Source organism: Bilifractor sp. LCP21S3_F8, from assembly GCF_052117805.1.
Lineage (GTDB): Bacteria > Bacillota > Clostridia > Lachnospirales > Lachnospiraceae > Bilifractor.
Map to the genome: position 1 here is coordinate 141,685 of NZ_JBQKIK010000003.1, position 14,908 is coordinate 156,592.

Below are 14,908 nucleotides of genomic sequence, written 5' to 3' on the forward strand. Positions count from 1 at the left end.
CAGAAGGCAAAACACAAGTCCTACACAGAAGACAAAATACATGTTTTACTACAGAAGACAAAATACAAGTCTTAAATTAAGAAAAAAGGAAGTCGAATATGAAAATTGTAGTGCTCGCAGCAGGAACAAGTACCGAAAGAGAAGTTTCCATCGTATCGGGAACCGGAATCTGCAAGGCTTTACGCAGGCTTGGCCACCAGTCCATCCTTCTGGATGTTTTTTTCGGCTGGAAGGAGGCAGACCCGGCTACAGCATTCGATGGTGAATACGACACGGACGCAGCCGCAGAATACATCAAAGGCTTCAATCCGCAGCTGGAAGAAGCCAGAAAGAGCCGCCGGAGCTTTTTCGGCCCCAATGTAATTGCGCTTTGTGAAGAAGCTGATATTGTTTTCCTTGCGCTTCACGGATCAAACGGCGAAGACGGAAGAGTACAGGCAGCATTTGACCTGCTCGGCATCAGGTACACTGGCACGGATTATATCAGCAGCGCAATCGCAATGGACAAATCCAGAACCAAGCAGGTATTTCAGGCCTCCGGTGTAAATACACCGTCAGGCATCACGATATATCGCGGAGATTCCCGCAGAAGCGCATCGGAGTTCGGCATGGAACTCCCTGTCATTGTCAAGCCCTGTTGCGGAGGTTCTTCAGTGGGGATCACAATCTGCCGCACGGAAGAGGATGTACGCAATGGGATTGATCTTGCTTTCAGCCTTGAAAGCTCTGCTGTCATCGAAGAGTTCATTGAGGGCGGTGAATTCACCTGCTGTGTCATCGACGGCAAAGCCTATCCGGTAGTTATGATTACTCCGAAAACTGGTTACTATGACTTCCGGAATAAATATACCGCAGGAGCGACCGAGGAGCTCTGTCCCGCTCCCATCTCAGATGATCTCACAAAAAAGATACAGGAAGAGGCCATAAAGGCAGCAGACGCCATAGGCCTGATCGGCTACGGCCGCATGGACTTCCTCGTGCGGAAATCTGATCAGAAGGTGTTCTGTCTGGAAGTCAACACACTTCCCGGCATGACGCCAACCAGTCTCGTACCACAGGAGGCAGCGGCTGTCGGAATCGATTTTGATCATCTCTGTCAGAAACTGATCGACGTATCTCTGAAAAGATATGAGCAATAACCACTCCAACCCCGCAGGCGGGGCGTACACTAATATTAAATCCGGATTGTCCCTGTGCGGCAGACTTCCTCAATCCGGAAGCTGTTCGGAGGCGCATTCATGAAAAATCTTACTCTGTCCAATATTGCACTGGTAACAGACGGAAAATACGACGGACCCGAGGATAAAAGAGAATTTACCGTGACCGATATTGTCACAGACAGCAGAAAGGTTACCAAGGGTTGCCTTTTCGTCGCGATCCGCGGCGAACGGACAGACGGTCACCGGTTTATCCGACAGGTTATAGAAGCAGGCGCCGCAGCGGTCCTCACTGAAAAGGATCCGGAAACGCTCCGTAAGGAATATGAAATTCCTGAAAACCTGGAGATCACATCTGTCACAGTTTCTTCCACGCTGCAGGCGGTAAAGGACATCGCGGAATTTTATCTCAGACAGCTCAATAAGCCGATTGTCGGCATCGTAGGAAGCGTCGGGAAGACAAGTACCAAGGAGATGACAGCCGCTGTACTCAGCCAGAAATATCGCGTACTGAAAACAGAGGGAAACTTCAATAATGAGCTGGGCGTCCCCATGACCGTTTTCCGGATGAGAGAAGAGGACGAAATCGGCGTCATCGAGATGGGCATCAATCATTTCGGTGAGATGCACCGCCTTGCATCCATCGTTCATCCAAATACCGTGATCATGACAAATATCGGAACGGCGCACCTGGAATTTTTGAAAAGCCGAGACGGTATCCTGAAGGCAAAGTCAGAGGTCTTTGATTTCTTCAGCTCTGACGGCCACATCATCCTCAACGGCGATGATGACAAGCTTTCGACCATTGAGGAAAAATCCGGTGTCAGACCGGTTCGTTTTGGTCTTTCGAAGGAAGGTTATTCACATCCGAATGATTTCTACGCCGATGAGATTGAACCGCAGGGACTTGACGGCACCAAATGCAGGATTATCACTCCGGCCGGAAGCTTCCTGGTACTGATTCCCCTTCCCGGCACCCATATGATCTATAACGCGCTTGCAGGCGCCGCGGCAGGTCTCACCTATGGCCTAACCCTTGATCAGATTCGCAGCGGAATCGAAAGCTGTGAGTCTTTAAGCGGAAGGTTTCATATCATCCACACCGGACGTTTTACTCTCGTAGATGACTGTTATAACGCAAACCCCGCCTCCATGAAGGCTTCGCTTGATATTCTGCAGGAGGGCTCCGGCAGGAGAATAGCGGTTCTGGGAGATATGGGAGAACTGGGCAATGAATCCGAGCAGCTGCATGAGGAAGTCGGTGCACATGCCGGCAGACTAAAGCTCGATGCAATATATTGCGTTGGACCGCTTTCCAAGGCAATCTGCAGGGGCGCACGTAAGACTTCGGCCGGAAGGACCGATATCCGGCACTTCAAGACCATCGACAAATTTTTAGAAGAAGTTCCAGGGCTTTTCAGGGACGGAGACACGATTCTCGTAAAGGCATCCCACTATATGGAATTTGGCAGAATTGTAACCGACCTCCAGAAATGAGCAACAGCTATTTGCCTCATTGCACGAATAATACGTCTATTTGGAAAATTTCTGTTGCATTTTTATTAAGCCTGTTATATAATTCTATACGTAAAAAGAATTTACCCTTCAAAAAATTTTTTTTACAATTAATAACCCCTTATTAATTATTTATACTCCCCTCGAAATGCCTCGGTAGCTCCCCTACCGGGGCGTTTCTCTTACCAGACGCAAAAATCGTCAGATAACACAGCTTATGGATCCGCACCCGGAAGTTGCCGTGAAATCCATTCGTATGGGGAGAACATATCCGGCAGTATTACACAGGAGAATTACATGGAGAGATATGAGCTGATCGCGCCCTGTCATTTCGGGCTGGAAGCAGTGATGAAACGGGAGATCATCGATCTCGGTTATGAGATAACGGAAGTAGAAGACGGAAAGGTTACCTTTGAAGGAGACGCGGAAGCTGTTGCCTATGCCAACATGTTTCTCCGTACAACCGAACGGGTTCTTCTTAAAGTGGGCCAGTTCAAGGCCGTAACCTATGATGAGCTCTTCGAGGCCACGAAGTCACTGCCGTGGGAACGCTATATCCCGCAGCATGGAAAATTCTGGGTTGCCAAGGCAAACTCCATTAAGAGCAAACTCTTCAGCCCGTCTGACATACAATCCATTATGAAGAAAGCGATCGTGGAGCGTCTGAAGGAGAAATACAAGGTCGAATGGTTCCCGGAAGACGGAGAGCCGTACCCGATTCGGGTTTCCCTTCTGAAAGATGTGGTCACAGTCGGACTGGACACGACCGGTACCTCTCTTCACAAAAGAGGATACCGCCAGTTCACCGCAAAAGCCCCGATCACAGAAACTCTCGCATCTGCCCTTCTGATGCTGACGCCATGGAAGGCCGACAGAATTCTCGTGGATCCGTTCTGCGGAAGCGGAACTTTCTGCATAGAGGCTGCCATGATGGCCGCGGATATGGCTCCCGGTATCCACAGGTCCTTTCTGTCTGAGGAATGGAAACATCTGATTCCGGAAAGAAGCTGGTCAGATGTGAGAGAAGAGGCGGAGGACAGGGTACGCACAGATGTGCAGACCGATATTCAAGGCTATGATATTGACCGCGAGGTAGTCGGATTTGCGCGTGAGAATGCAAAGCTGGCCGGTGTCGATCACATGATCCATTTTCAGCAGCGTCCGGTTTCCGAGCTTTCTCATCCGGGAAAATACGGTTTTATTGTGACGAATCCGCCTTACGGCGAACGTCTGGAAGAGAAAAGCGCGCTTCCGGCGCTTTACAGAACCCTCGGGGAACGCTTTGCGAAACTGGACACCTGGTCTCTGTACGTCATCAGCGGCTATCCGGACGCAGAGCGATACATCGGCAGAACCGCACCAAAGAATCGGAAGATTTACAACGGAATGATGAAGACATATTTTTACCAGTACCCGGGGCCGAAGCCTCCGCGCCGCAAGCCTCACCCGGAATCAGAAGGCTGATACGGTTCTCAGCAGGCGGGAATCTCCAGATACAGAAGAGAAGCGAAAGGAAATACGAATGCATACAATCATTTTTGCAACAGGCAATAAGGACAAACTGGCAGAAATCCGGGAGATCATGAGCAGTTTGCCGGTCACCATTCTGTCCATGGCCGATGCAGGAATCTCCTGCGACATCGAGGAAAACGGGAAAACCTTCACTGAAAATGCTCTCATCAAGGCCAGAGCCATTGCGGCGGTTCTCCCGGACAGATATCGCAGCGCTATTGTGATGGCAGATGATTCCGGTCTTGAGGTGGACGCCATGGATAAGCTTCCCGGCGTTTATTCCGCCCGCTGGATGGGTCATGACACTTCTTACCGAATCAAGAACGCAAAAATCATCGAAAACCTGAAAGACGTTCCCGTTCCGGAAAGAACCGCCCGATTTGTATGTGCGATGGCAGCGGTACTCCCGGACGGCAGGACTCTGTCGACCCGGGGGGTCATCGAAGGAAAAATCGGCTATGAGGAACGTGGAACCAACGGCTTCGGATATGATCCTATTTTCATGCTTCCCGACATGAGCTGCAGCACAGCGGAGCTTCCCCCGGAAGAAAAGAACAAAATCAGCCATAGAGGAAAAGCTCTTCGTGAAATGGAACGTCTTCTCAGAAATGAGCTGGACTGACCATCCAATCTGAACCGGACCACCCGGTCGGAAGTGCGGCAAACCCTAGATCAGAAATACGGAGGGGCACAGAATGAAAGTACTTGTAATCAGTGATACACATGGGAATATAGATCGTCTGCAGGCAATATTGAACACAACCGGACCTTATGACGCTGTCTTCCACTGTGGCGATATTGAAGGACAGGAACACACGATTCAGGAATACGCGGACTGCCCGACATATATGGTTTCCGGCAATAATGACTGGGACAGCAGCCTGCCGGCGGATCTCAATGTGACAATCGACGATTACAGATTCTGGGTATGTCACGGCCACCGGTACGGAGTCTCCCTAAGCCCCTCGGCGATCCGCGAGGAAGCCGAAAGCAGGAATGTTGATGTCTGTCTCTTCGGGCATACGCATAAGCCCTATCTTGAGACAAGCCGCGGACTGACGCTGATGAACCCCGGATCCCTCAGTTATCCCAGACAGATCGGCAGAAAACCTACCTTCGGTGTAATTGAGATAGACAGACACCATGATATTCACTTTGCCATAAAAGAGCTGGAGGATTAACTTACCGCAGGGAATTTTCTCGGAATTTACCTGAATTTGCCTTAAAATTCCGACACATTTAATTAATATTTTTGTTGACAACCGCAAAATCTTATAATATACTAGTTTTTGCGTTGAGCGAGTTCGGATAGTTCGGATCTGTGGGATCTGTACGTCCTGTGTCTCTCGGGGTGTGGCTCAGTTTGGCTAGAGCGCCTGGTTTGGGACCAGGAGGCCGCAAGTTCGAATCTTGTCACCCCGACTGCGCAGGTGTAGTTCAATGGTAGAACACCAGCCTTCCAAGCTGGATACGTGGGTTCGATTCCCATCACCTGCTCTTGTATTCTCAATCAGAATACATACGTGTCTGTAGCTCAGCTGGATAGAGCAACGGCCTTCTAAGCCGTGGGTCGGGGGTTCGAATCCCTTCAGGCACGCTCGGAGCCAGATATAGCGCTGGATCATTCAGCACCGCAGGTTCCGGTTTCAATTTAATTACTATGGTGGATATAGCGTAGTTGGTTAACGCGCCAGATTGTGGCTCTGGAGATCGTGGGTTCGAATCCCTCTATCCACCCTGCCGTGATGGCGACATAATGGGCTATCGCCAAGCGGTAAGGCACAGCACTTTGACTGCTGCATCCGCCGGTTCGAATCCGGCTGGCCCAGATCATTCGGAGCATTAGCTCAGGTGGTAGAGCACTTGACTTTTAATCAAGTTGTCCGGGGTTCGAGTCCCCGATGCTTCATTTTGTGATGACCAGAAGAGATGACGTTCTGTCATCTCTTTTTCTATATCATTCAGTTTCTACATCAGACGGATATGAAAAGCTGTACACCATGCGGCTATGGCGGAATTGGCAGACGCGGCGGGTTTAGGTCCCGTTGGGAAACCATGCAGGTTCGAGTCCTGTTAGCCGCAGCATTCACATCCGTTCATCTTTTTTCCCATTTGAGATTATATAAATCCATGTGACCTGATTTTATTCTTCAAAAAACGGATTACGCGGCATATTTCTGAGCGGCACGCCAGATCGCATCTTATCAGGGAAACGGCCGTACCCTGTATGCACAGCGCATCAATTATTCCGGGTTAAATCCCCGGAGCGTTATAACAGCGCACCAGCAATTCCGGATTACATTCCCGGAGTGTTTTAAAAGAGAGGACGATATGACCAGAGAACAGTACGAATCATTACAATTAAAAGAGCTTCGGGAAATCGCGAAATCCAGAAAGCTCAAAGGAACAACGGCGATGCGGAAGGAACAGCTGATTAACCGCATGCTCGAGGAAGACGCAAAGGAATCTGCAAAAGCAGAAGTCCCGGGGACAGAATCTTCCGGGGCAGAAGCCTCAGAAACAGATCACGTAAGATCAGGCTACACTCGAAAAGATTCTTCGAGAACATCTTCTTCGAGAGCAGGTTCCTTAAGAGCAGGCTCTCAGAGAACAGATTCCTCGAGAATAGATTCCTCGAAGCCAGAATTCTCAAAACCAGAGTCTCAGAAAACGGAGACAGTAAAAACCGGTCATTCCAGAAACGAGAACGGCAGCCGGAGAAGCTCCTCCCGCGGAAGCGAAAACGATTATGGCGGCCGGAGAGATTTCCGGCATAGCGAATCCCGCGAGCGTCAGAACAACAGCGAGCATCAGAGCGGATATGAGCGCCCGAACAGCAGTGACCGCCAGAGCGGATATGAGCGCCCGAACAGCAGTGACCGCCAGAACGGATATGAACGCCCGAACAACAGCGACCGCCAGAGCGGATATGAACGCCCGAACAGCAGCGACCGCCAGAGCGGATACGAATCTCAAAATAGTGACGAACGTCAGAATGACGCTTTTGACGAAAACGAAAACGAACAGATGCGTCAGGAACTCGGGCAGCTCGACAGCGGGTCAGAAGCCCATGGCATACTGGAAGTCATGTCTGACGGATACGGCTTTATCCGCTCGGAAAATTTCCTTCCGGGAGATGACGATGTTTACGTTTCTCCTTCTCAGATCCGGAAATTCCACTTAAAAACCGGAGATGTTCTCTCCGGCAACACAAGAATAAAATCACAGAACGAGAAATTTTCCGCCCTTCTGTTTGTTAAAAGCGTGAACGGTCTTGACCCCTATGTCAATGCGCGCCGGATGAATTTTGAAGATATGACGCCCATTTTTCCAAATAAACGCATTCATCTGGAGCGGCCGGGCGGACCGGTTGCGATGCGGATTGTAGACCTGGTCAGCCCCATTGGCAAAGGACAGCGAGGAATGATCGTCTCTCCGCCAAAGGCCGGAAAAACGACACTGTTGAAGGAAGCTGCAAAATCGATCCTCCGCAATAATCCAGAGATGCATGTCATCATTCTCCTGATCGACGAACGTCCGGAGGAAGTTACTGATATCAGGGAAACTGTCCGTGGAAAGAACGTCGAAGTTATCTATTCCACCTTCGACGAGCTTCCGGAGCATCACAAGAGAGTCTCGGAAATGGTAATCGAACGTGCCAAACGCCTGGTTGAGAACAGACAGGATGTCATCATCTTTATCGACAGCATCACCCGTCTTGCGAGAGCGTACAATCAGGTCGTTCCGCCGAGCGGAAGAACCCTCTCCGGAGGTCTTGATCCCGCAGCCCTTCACATGCCGAAACGGTTCTTCGGTGCCGCCCGGAACATGCGTGAGGGCGGAAGCCTCACCATTCTCGCGACTGCACTCGTAGACACCGGAAGCAAAATGGATGACGTTGTATATGAGGAGTTCAAGGGCACCGGCAACATGGAGCTGATCCTTGACCGGAAGCTGCAGGAGCGACGTGTCTTCCCGGCCATCGATCTCGCAAGGTCCGGAACCAGAAGAGAGGACCTGCTTCTGGATTCGGATGAACTCGAGGCGGTAAACAACATGCGCCGTGCGCTGAACGGTCTTCGCGCCGAAGAAGCAGGCGAAAATGTACTGAACATGTTCACCCATACGAGAAACAACCGGGAACTTGTTCAGATGCTGAAAAAACAGCGAATTGTCTGATCTCGTCTGATGGCAGCGGACTGCATCCGTCACAGACCGTGTGATGGACAGTGGGACCTAAACAGTTTTTCAACCGTTTTTTCAACAGCCGCTTTGATGATCGTGAACCGTATCAGAATACGTGGGTATCAGAATACACGTCAAAAACCAGTTGCAGAATAGATGTCAAAAATGGGTCAAAAATGCAGAACACATGTCAAAAATCAGTTGCAAAACAGATATTCCCGTGGTATGATGATAAGGCTGTTAATCTGATACGAAAGTTGAGACACAGCATACCAATAAATTTACCAGATATGAATTGGAAGAGGTGAAAACATGAAACAGGGCATTCATCCAGAGTATTATGAAGCTACCGTTACCTGCAACTGCGGGAACACCTTCAAGGTAGGTTCTACAAAGAAGGAGATCCACGTCGAGATCTGCTCCAAATGCCATCCGTTCTACACCGGACAGCAGAAGGCAGCAAAGGCTCGTGGTCGTATTGATGCATTCAACAAGAAATACGGTCTTAAGTAACGTAGAATTTGCGGCACTTATCAGAAAACAGAAACGAGTCGGAACATTCGTTCCGGCTCGTTTTTTCACATATCGAGCGGAAGATCGTCCGTGCCGAACTGCAGGGTTCGTCTCAGACAGTTCTCTTGCACCCATCGTCATGTTATCGTATAATTCTGCTGTATAAAAATGACCACTAAATATCCGGATTGCAAGAATGCGGATATACGCGAGGGAATCTATAATGACCGATCGTTTACAATCTTTCCATGATTGGTATCACTACGGGATTCGTCTGCTGTCCGCTTCCGGAATTGCCGACGCCAAAACCGATGTATGGCTTCTGATGGAGCATGTAACCGGCATTACGCGCAGCTGGTACCTGCTGCACGCCGAGGAGCCTATGCCCGCGGATGCTGCGGCGGAATACTCCCGGCTTCTGACGGAGCGCAGCCGCCGCATTCCGCTCCAGTACCTGACCGGTCAGGCCTGGTTCTATGGCAATTGTTTTTCCGTCAGCCCGGCTGTTCTGATCCCGAGACAGGATACCGAGACTCTGGTAGAAGAGGCAGAGAAGATTCTGGAGAGTGGCTGGCATATTCTGGACATGTGCACCGGCAGCGGATGCATCCTGCTGTCCCTTCTGAAAAGCTGTCCCGGGATAACGGGAAGTGGCACCGATCTTTCGCCCGAAGCGCTCGATATCGCTCGAAAAAACAGAAGAGCTCTGGGCGTGCAGGAAGACCGCGCTGTTTTTTATTGCGGAGATCTTTTTGAGGCACTTCCCGCCGGAGAGGAATATGACGTAATTCTCTCCAACCCGCCTTATATTCCAACCGGGGTCATCGACGGACTGGATCCCGAAGTGCGGGACCACGAGCCATATCAGGCCCTTGACGGACATGAAGACGGGCTCTATTTCGAAGAAAAAATCGCAGAGGAGGCCCGGAAGCATTTCCGAAAGGGACAGAAAGGATATCTTTTTCTGGAAATCGGATATAATCAGGGAAAGGATATGCGGAGGATTCTGCAGCGCCTCGGATATCATGACGTCTGCATCACGAAAGATCTCGGAGGAAACGATCGTGTCGCCTCCGGCTGTTACCTCCGCTGACAGAAAGGTGGAAGCTATGTTTGAGAAGCTGGAAGATGTGCAGCTCCGGCTGGAAGAGGTTTTGAACCGGCTCAGCGACCCGGATACTGCCGGCGATCCGGCAAGTCTGCAAAGCCTGATGCGAGAGCAGGCAGAACTGCAGCCGGTCGCGGATACCTATGCGGCTTACAAGAAAAATGAGGCCGCCATCTCCGAAAGCCTTGAGCTCCTGGAATCTGAAAACGATCCGGAAATGCGCGAGATGCTCAAGGAAGAACTACAAAGCGCTCGCAGTCAGAAATCAGATCTCGAACAGCAGCTGAAGCTTCTGCTCCTGCCGAAGGATCCGAACGACGAGAAAAATGTTATCTTTGAGATCCGCGCCGGAGCGGGCGGTGAGGAAGCCGCTCTTTTCGCATCAGAAATTTACCGCATGTACATGAAGTACGCAGACAGCAGGGGATGGAAGACTGATCTGGTCAATCTGGAAGAGACCGGTCTTGGCGGATGCAAGGAGTGCACCTTCAAGATCATCGGCCGCGGCGCCTATTCCCGCCTGAAATACGAGAGCGGTGTACACCGGGTGCAGCGGGTTCCGGCAACCGAATCCGGAGGAAGAATTCATACATCGACCTGCACGGTTGCGGTCATGCCCGAGGTCACCGATGACATCAGCATAGATATTCCGGACAAGGATGTCCGTATCGATGTCATGCGCGCGTCCGGGAATGGCGGACAGTGTGTCAACACGACAGACTCCGCCGTGCGTCTCACCCATTTGCCTACCGGAATCGTCATTTATTCACAGACAGAGAAAAGCCAGCTTCAGAACAAGGCCAAGGCATGGGCTCTGCTCCGAGCCAAGCTGTACTTCCTCGAACAGCAGAAACGGCACGATGAAGAAGCCGAGATGCGCAGAAGCCAGATCGGAACCGGAGACCGCTCCGAGAAAATCCGGACCTATAATTTTCCTCAGGGCCGTGTGACAGACCACAGAATACATCTCACCCTGCATCAAATTGACAGCATAATGGATGGAGACCTCGACGAGCTGATCGACAGCCTCATTGCTGCCGACCAGGCGGCAAAGCTTGCGAAATTACAGGAGCAATAAAATAAACAGCGCGAGAACGCTCATGCCTGTTAAAGCACGAAGGCAGCAAAGTGACGTGCGAACTTATATAGTGCGTGGCACGACGCATTGCAGGACACCGCTTTTCAAATCATTCAAATACATGAAACAACAGGAAAATCATGGGAGGAGTAAGTATGAAACAAACTACACTGGCAGTTATGGCGGCAGGAATCGGCAGCCGCTTTGGAAAGGGAATCAAACAGCTGGAGCCTCTCGGCCCGAACGGAGAAATCATCATGGATTACTCCATTCATGATGCAATAGAGGCCGGCTTTGACAAAGTTGTGTTCATCATCCGGAAGGATCTGGAGAAGGATTTCCGCGAGATCATCGGCAGCCGTATGGAGAAGAAGATTCCCTGCGAATACGCTTTTCAGGAGCTGGATGCTCTTCCGTCAGGATTTACAAAGCCTGAGGGAAGGACGAAACCGTGGGGCACCGGCCAGGCGATTCTCGCCTGTCGCGGACTCATTGACACACCGTTTGCGGTTATTAACGCAGATGACTACTACGGCAAAAAAGCCTTTACTCTTTTGCACGACTATCTCGTTGCGGATCATCCGACACAGAACGGCATTCATCAGATCTGCATGGCCGGTTTCCGTCTTGGAAACACCCTCAGCGATAACGGAGGTGTTACCCGCGGAGTATGCGTCCTTGACTCCGACCGGAATCTGATCGGTGTCAATGAAACCCAGAACATTGTCCGTACTCCCGGTGGCGCTGCGGTTCATTCTCCTGACGGAGACGTTCCCATCGATGTCAATTCTATGGTTTCCATGAATATGTGGGGACTGCAGGCAGATTTCATCGATCTTCTGGACAGCGCGTTCCGTGAATTCCTTGCGCAGATTCCCGATGGTGATCTGAAGAAGGAATTCCTTCTTCCAACCTATATTGATCAGCTGCTTCACCAGGGAAAGGCTGTCGTAAAGGTTCTGGACACAGACGACACCTGGTTTGGCGTTACCTATCAGGAAGACAAGGACAGCGTCCGCAAGGCTTTCTCCGACCTTTGCAGCAGGGGTGTTTACGGAAAGCTTATCTGAGTGCACTTGCGCAATCCAGAGGTGACCATATAATCAGAGGTAACCACATCATGATCAAGGATAAAAAATCAGAAAAATCTTTCAGAAAAGCCCGGATATCATTGCCTGTGCTGCTGCTTGGCGCCGTGCTGCTGTTTCCGGGCTGCGGGAACGCCTCTGACAGTGCCTATGCCAGCGGAATGTCAGCTCTGAAATCCGAAGATTACAACACCGCTATTACGAATTTTCAGTCGGCTGTTGATTCCGAGGGGAGAGAGGCAGAAGGATACCGCGGGCTGGGCATCGCTTATCTCAACCTCGGGGACTATGAAAATGCCGTGAATGCTTTCTCCAAATCACTGGCAGCAATAAAATATCCGCGTCAGAATAAGTCCTTCCGCGAAGATGTTCTCTTTTACCAGGCGCAGGCTTATGTGGAGGAGCAGCAGTACGACAATGCCATGACGATTTACAATGAATTGATCCAGTCAGAGGAACACGCCGGACAGGCCTTTCTGCTGCGGGGAAAGCTTTACGCCCTCGAGAACAAATTTGGCCAGGCCGGCCAGGATTTTCAGAAGGCATTGGAGCTGGATAACTCTTATGAGATTTATCTGGAAATCTATGACATCTATGTGCAGAATAACCGGCAGGCAGACGGAGCCGCATTTTTAAAGGACGCCTTAAATCAGAAGCCGTCCGGATCTGATGATTACTATCAGCTCGGTCGGATCTGCTATGAACTCAAGGATTACGGCAAGGCAGAAAAATATCTCAAGAAAGCCATAGAAAAAAATATCCCCGGTGCCGTCATGCTGCTCGGAAGAGTCTACTCCGACACCGGAGACTACGACAGCGCAGAAGATTTGTATCAGAGCTGTATCGACAATGACACCTCCGTTTCCCTGGGATACAACGGCCTGGCTCTGATTGCCATCATGAAAGGCAATTATGACGATGCACTTCAGAAGATTCAGGCAGGACTCGACACCGATGAGGCGGAATACAAGGAAGAGCTGCTCTATAACGAAATCATCGCCTATGAGAAGAAGCTTGATTTCAAAACCGCGGCCTCGAAGATGGAAAGTTTTCTCAAATCCTATCCGACGAACCAGAAAGCTGTACAGGAGAATCTGTTCCTGCAGAGCCGCGTAACGGAGACAGAGGCAACGGCGTCCGAGAACGTTACGAGTTCCTCCGGCAGCTCTTCCTCCCCGTCCGACGTCAGCAATACACAGAGCGAAGCATCCGGCAGCACACAATCCAAAACGACAGATACCGCCGATACGGATCAATCCAATGCGTCATACAATTCCGCAGGTGAAGGTCAGAGCAACGGCGATGATTCCGGTTCATACCAGGGAACTGTCGATGCGGACAACGATGGTTACGACGATAATACCGGCGTCTACTATGGCACGGTCTACGGCACAGATACCAGCACCTATGGCAATTACGATTCTGCCGGCTACTACGACGGAAGCACCGGGTATTAAACGGCAGCCTGAATGAACAGATGGATGGACAGCAGATATGTTTGACAATGCAGAGACAAGGGAACGAGTCATCCTGGTTGCCGTCAACACCGGCGATGAGACAGAGACCCGTGATTCCCTGAACGAACTTAAGGCACTTGCAGAGACGGCGGGCGTCGAAACGGTGACTATGGTTCTCCAGAACCGGGAAAACCCGGATCCCGGGACCTACATCGGGAAGGGAAAAATCGAGGAAATCGCCGGCATGCTGGAAATGCTTCAGGCAGACGCCATTATTACAGACGACGAGCTTTCCCCAGCACAGATGAACAACCTGGCAGAGGAATTAAACTGCAGAGTATACGACCGCACAATGCTCATTCTGGACATTTTTGCCCAAAGAGCCCGGACAAGCGAAGGCAAAATTCAGGTCGAGCTGGCACAGCTCCGCTACCGTCAGCAGCATCTGGTAGGAATGCGTTCCTACCTTTCCCGCCTTGGCGGCGGTATCGGAACCCGTGGACCCGGCGAAAAGAAGTTGGAAATCGACCGACGTCTGATCGCGGAGCGAATCAGTGCCCTTAGGGCAGAACTGAAGAAGGTCGAGGAGCATCGGGACGTGCTCCGGCAGGGAAGAAAAAAGGCCAATATCAAGACTGCGGCGATTGTCGGCTATACCAACGCAGGAAAATCCACCCTGCTCAATACCCTCACGAATGCAGGTGTACTGGAAGAAGACGCGCTGTTTGCGACTCTCGACCCCACAACAAGACTCCTGAGCCTGCCCGAGGGCGGACAGATTCTCCTGACGGATACGGTAGGATTTATCCGAAAGCTCCCGCATACCCTTATTGACGCCTTCCACAGCACATTGGAGGAAGCCGCCCTTGCCGACTACATCATCCATGTGGCAGATGCTTCCAGTCCGCATCTGGAACAGCAGATGCAGGTCGTCTACCAGACCCTGCATGAGCTGGACGCGGACCGGAAAAAGATCATCACCCTCTTCAACAAGCAGGACATGGTCTCTCCCGGCGTCCACATGCATGATCACCACGCCGATTATGTCATACCGGTCTCCGCCAAGTTCGGGGACGGACTGGATTCCCTCAGACAGATTCTGGAAAAAATCATCCGGGAGGACCAGATTCACATAGAGAGAACTTTTTCTTACGGTGACGCCGGAAAAATTGCGCTGATCCGTCAGTCCGGAACACTTCTGGAAGAAAAATATCTTCCAGAGGGGATCCGTATCGAAGCATATGTTCCGCAGGAAATCTACGGAAAACTATAACAGTATTTCATCCAAAGGAGGC

At 50.8% G+C, this 14,908-nt stretch carries 12 protein-coding genes and 7 tRNA genes; all 19 read left to right on the forward strand.

Features of this window, described 5'->3' with window-relative positions; genetic code table 11:
- Window positions 1–98: 98 nt before the first annotated feature.
- The 19 genes from ACTQ3A_RS02810 to hflX all read left to right on the forward strand — a co-directional run bounded on the left by ACTQ3A_RS02810 (window position 99) and on the right by hflX (window position 14,886).
- Window positions 99–1,139 carry a D-alanine--D-alanine ligase family protein gene (locus tag ACTQ3A_RS02810; protein ID WP_441493971.1) on the forward strand — a complete coding sequence of 347 codons (1,041 nt, stop codon included), beginning with the start codon at window positions 99–101 and terminating at the stop codon, window positions 1,137–1,139.
- Between the two features lie 99 nt (window positions 1,140–1,238).
- A complete protein-coding gene (locus tag ACTQ3A_RS02815; protein ID WP_441099000.1) occupies window positions 1,239–2,654 on the forward strand; it encodes a UDP-N-acetylmuramoyl-tripeptide--D-alanyl-D-alanine ligase in 1,416 nt (471 codons plus the stop codon).
- Between the two features lie 315 nt (window positions 2,655–2,969).
- Window positions 2,970–4,136, forward strand: a complete 1,167-nt coding sequence (locus tag ACTQ3A_RS02820; RefSeq protein ID WP_441493970.1) for a THUMP domain-containing class I SAM-dependent RNA methyltransferase — start codon at window positions 2,970–2,972, stop codon at window positions 4,134–4,136.
- Between the two features lie 58 nt (window positions 4,137–4,194).
- Window positions 4,195–4,806, forward strand: coding sequence for an RdgB/HAM1 family non-canonical purine NTP pyrophosphatase (gene rdgB / locus ACTQ3A_RS02825; RefSeq protein WP_441476133.1), 612 nt, complete (start codon window positions 4,195–4,197; stop codon window positions 4,804–4,806).
- Between the two features lie 73 nt (window positions 4,807–4,879).
- On the forward strand, window positions 4,880–5,365 hold the full coding sequence (locus ACTQ3A_RS02830) for a metallophosphoesterase family protein (protein ID WP_441493969.1): 486 nt from the start codon (window positions 4,880–4,882) through the stop codon (window positions 5,363–5,365).
- 166 nt (window positions 5,366–5,531) lie between these two features.
- A tRNA-Pro gene (locus tag ACTQ3A_RS02835) sits at window positions 5,532–5,606 on the forward strand.
- 4 nt (window positions 5,607–5,610) lie between these two features.
- Window positions 5,611–5,681: transfer RNA gene (locus ACTQ3A_RS02840), tRNA-Gly, on the forward strand.
- Between the two features lie 26 nt (window positions 5,682–5,707).
- A tRNA-Arg gene (locus ACTQ3A_RS02845) sits at window positions 5,708–5,781 on the forward strand.
- Between the two features lie 66 nt (window positions 5,782–5,847).
- A tRNA-His gene (locus ACTQ3A_RS02850) sits at window positions 5,848–5,921 on the forward strand.
- A 20-nt stretch (window positions 5,922–5,941) separates the two neighbouring features.
- Window positions 5,942–6,013, forward strand: a tRNA-Gln gene (locus tag ACTQ3A_RS02855).
- A 7-nt stretch (window positions 6,014–6,020) separates the two neighbouring features.
- Window positions 6,021–6,093 (forward strand) — tRNA-Lys (locus ACTQ3A_RS02860).
- A 93-nt stretch (window positions 6,094–6,186) separates the two neighbouring features.
- Window positions 6,187–6,266, forward strand: a tRNA-Leu gene (locus ACTQ3A_RS02865).
- Window positions 6,267–6,515: 249 nt separating this feature from the next.
- Window positions 6,516–8,363, forward strand: coding sequence for a transcription termination factor Rho (gene rho / locus ACTQ3A_RS02870; RefSeq protein WP_441493968.1), 1,848 nt, complete (start codon window positions 6,516–6,518; stop codon window positions 8,361–8,363).
- Between the two features lie 318 nt (window positions 8,364–8,681).
- Window positions 8,682–8,882, forward strand: coding sequence for a 50S ribosomal protein L31 (gene rpmE / locus ACTQ3A_RS02875; protein ID WP_441098995.1), 201 nt, complete (start codon window positions 8,682–8,684; stop codon window positions 8,880–8,882).
- 223 nt (window positions 8,883–9,105) lie between these two features.
- Window positions 9,106–9,975, forward strand: coding sequence for a peptide chain release factor N(5)-glutamine methyltransferase (gene prmC, locus ACTQ3A_RS02880; RefSeq protein ID WP_441493967.1), 870 nt, complete (start codon window positions 9,106–9,108; stop codon window positions 9,973–9,975).
- A 16-nt stretch (window positions 9,976–9,991) separates the two neighbouring features.
- Window positions 9,992–11,068: a peptide chain release factor 1 gene (prfA, locus tag ACTQ3A_RS02885; protein ID WP_441493966.1), complete on the forward strand. Its 1,077-nt coding sequence runs from the start codon at window positions 9,992–9,994 to the stop codon at window positions 11,066–11,068.
- A gap of 155 nt (window positions 11,069–11,223) precedes the next feature.
- Entirely contained in the window at window positions 11,224–12,138 is a 915-nt protein-coding gene (locus ACTQ3A_RS02890) for a nucleotidyltransferase (protein ID WP_441098992.1), read from the forward strand.
- 50 nt (window positions 12,139–12,188) lie between these two features.
- Window positions 12,189–13,613, forward strand: a complete 1,425-nt coding sequence (locus tag ACTQ3A_RS02895; RefSeq protein WP_441493965.1) for a tetratricopeptide repeat protein — start codon at window positions 12,189–12,191, stop codon at window positions 13,611–13,613.
- 37 nt (window positions 13,614–13,650) lie between these two features.
- Window positions 13,651–14,886 (forward strand): GTPase HflX, encoded by a 1,236-nt coding sequence (gene hflX, locus ACTQ3A_RS02900; protein ID WP_441098990.1) that lies wholly within the window; start codon window positions 13,651–13,653, stop codon window positions 14,884–14,886.
- Window positions 14,887–14,908: the final 22 nt, after the last annotated feature.

Coding starts and splice junctions, on each gene's coding strand:
- hflX (WP_441098990.1), top strand. CDS start 13,651: ATGTTTGACAATGCAGAGACAAGGGAACGAGTCATCCTGGTTGCCGTC.
- ACTQ3A_RS02895 (WP_441493965.1), top strand. CDS start 12,189: ATGATCAAGGATAAAAAATCAGAAAAATCTTTCAGAAAAGCCCGGATA.
- rdgB (WP_441476133.1), top strand. CDS start 4,195: ATGCATACAATCATTTTTGCAACAGGCAATAAGGACAAACTGGCAGAA.
- ACTQ3A_RS02890 (WP_441098992.1), top strand. CDS start 11,224: ATGAAACAAACTACACTGGCAGTTATGGCGGCAGGAATCGGCAGCCGC.
- prmC (WP_441493967.1), top strand. CDS start 9,106: ATGACCGATCGTTTACAATCTTTCCATGATTGGTATCACTACGGGATT.
- ACTQ3A_RS02815 (WP_441099000.1), top strand. CDS start 1,239: ATGAAAAATCTTACTCTGTCCAATATTGCACTGGTAACAGACGGAAAA.
- prfA (WP_441493966.1), top strand. CDS start 9,992: ATGTTTGAGAAGCTGGAAGATGTGCAGCTCCGGCTGGAAGAGGTTTTG.
- ACTQ3A_RS02810 (WP_441493971.1), top strand. CDS start 99: ATGAAAATTGTAGTGCTCGCAGCAGGAACAAGTACCGAAAGAGAAGTT.
- rho (WP_441493968.1), top strand. CDS start 6,516: ATGACCAGAGAACAGTACGAATCATTACAATTAAAAGAGCTTCGGGAA.
- ACTQ3A_RS02820 (WP_441493970.1), top strand. CDS start 2,970: ATGGAGAGATATGAGCTGATCGCGCCCTGTCATTTCGGGCTGGAAGCA.
- ACTQ3A_RS02830 (WP_441493969.1), top strand. CDS start 4,880: ATGAAAGTACTTGTAATCAGTGATACACATGGGAATATAGATCGTCTG.
- rpmE (WP_441098995.1), top strand. CDS start 8,682: ATGAAACAGGGCATTCATCCAGAGTATTATGAAGCTACCGTTACCTGC.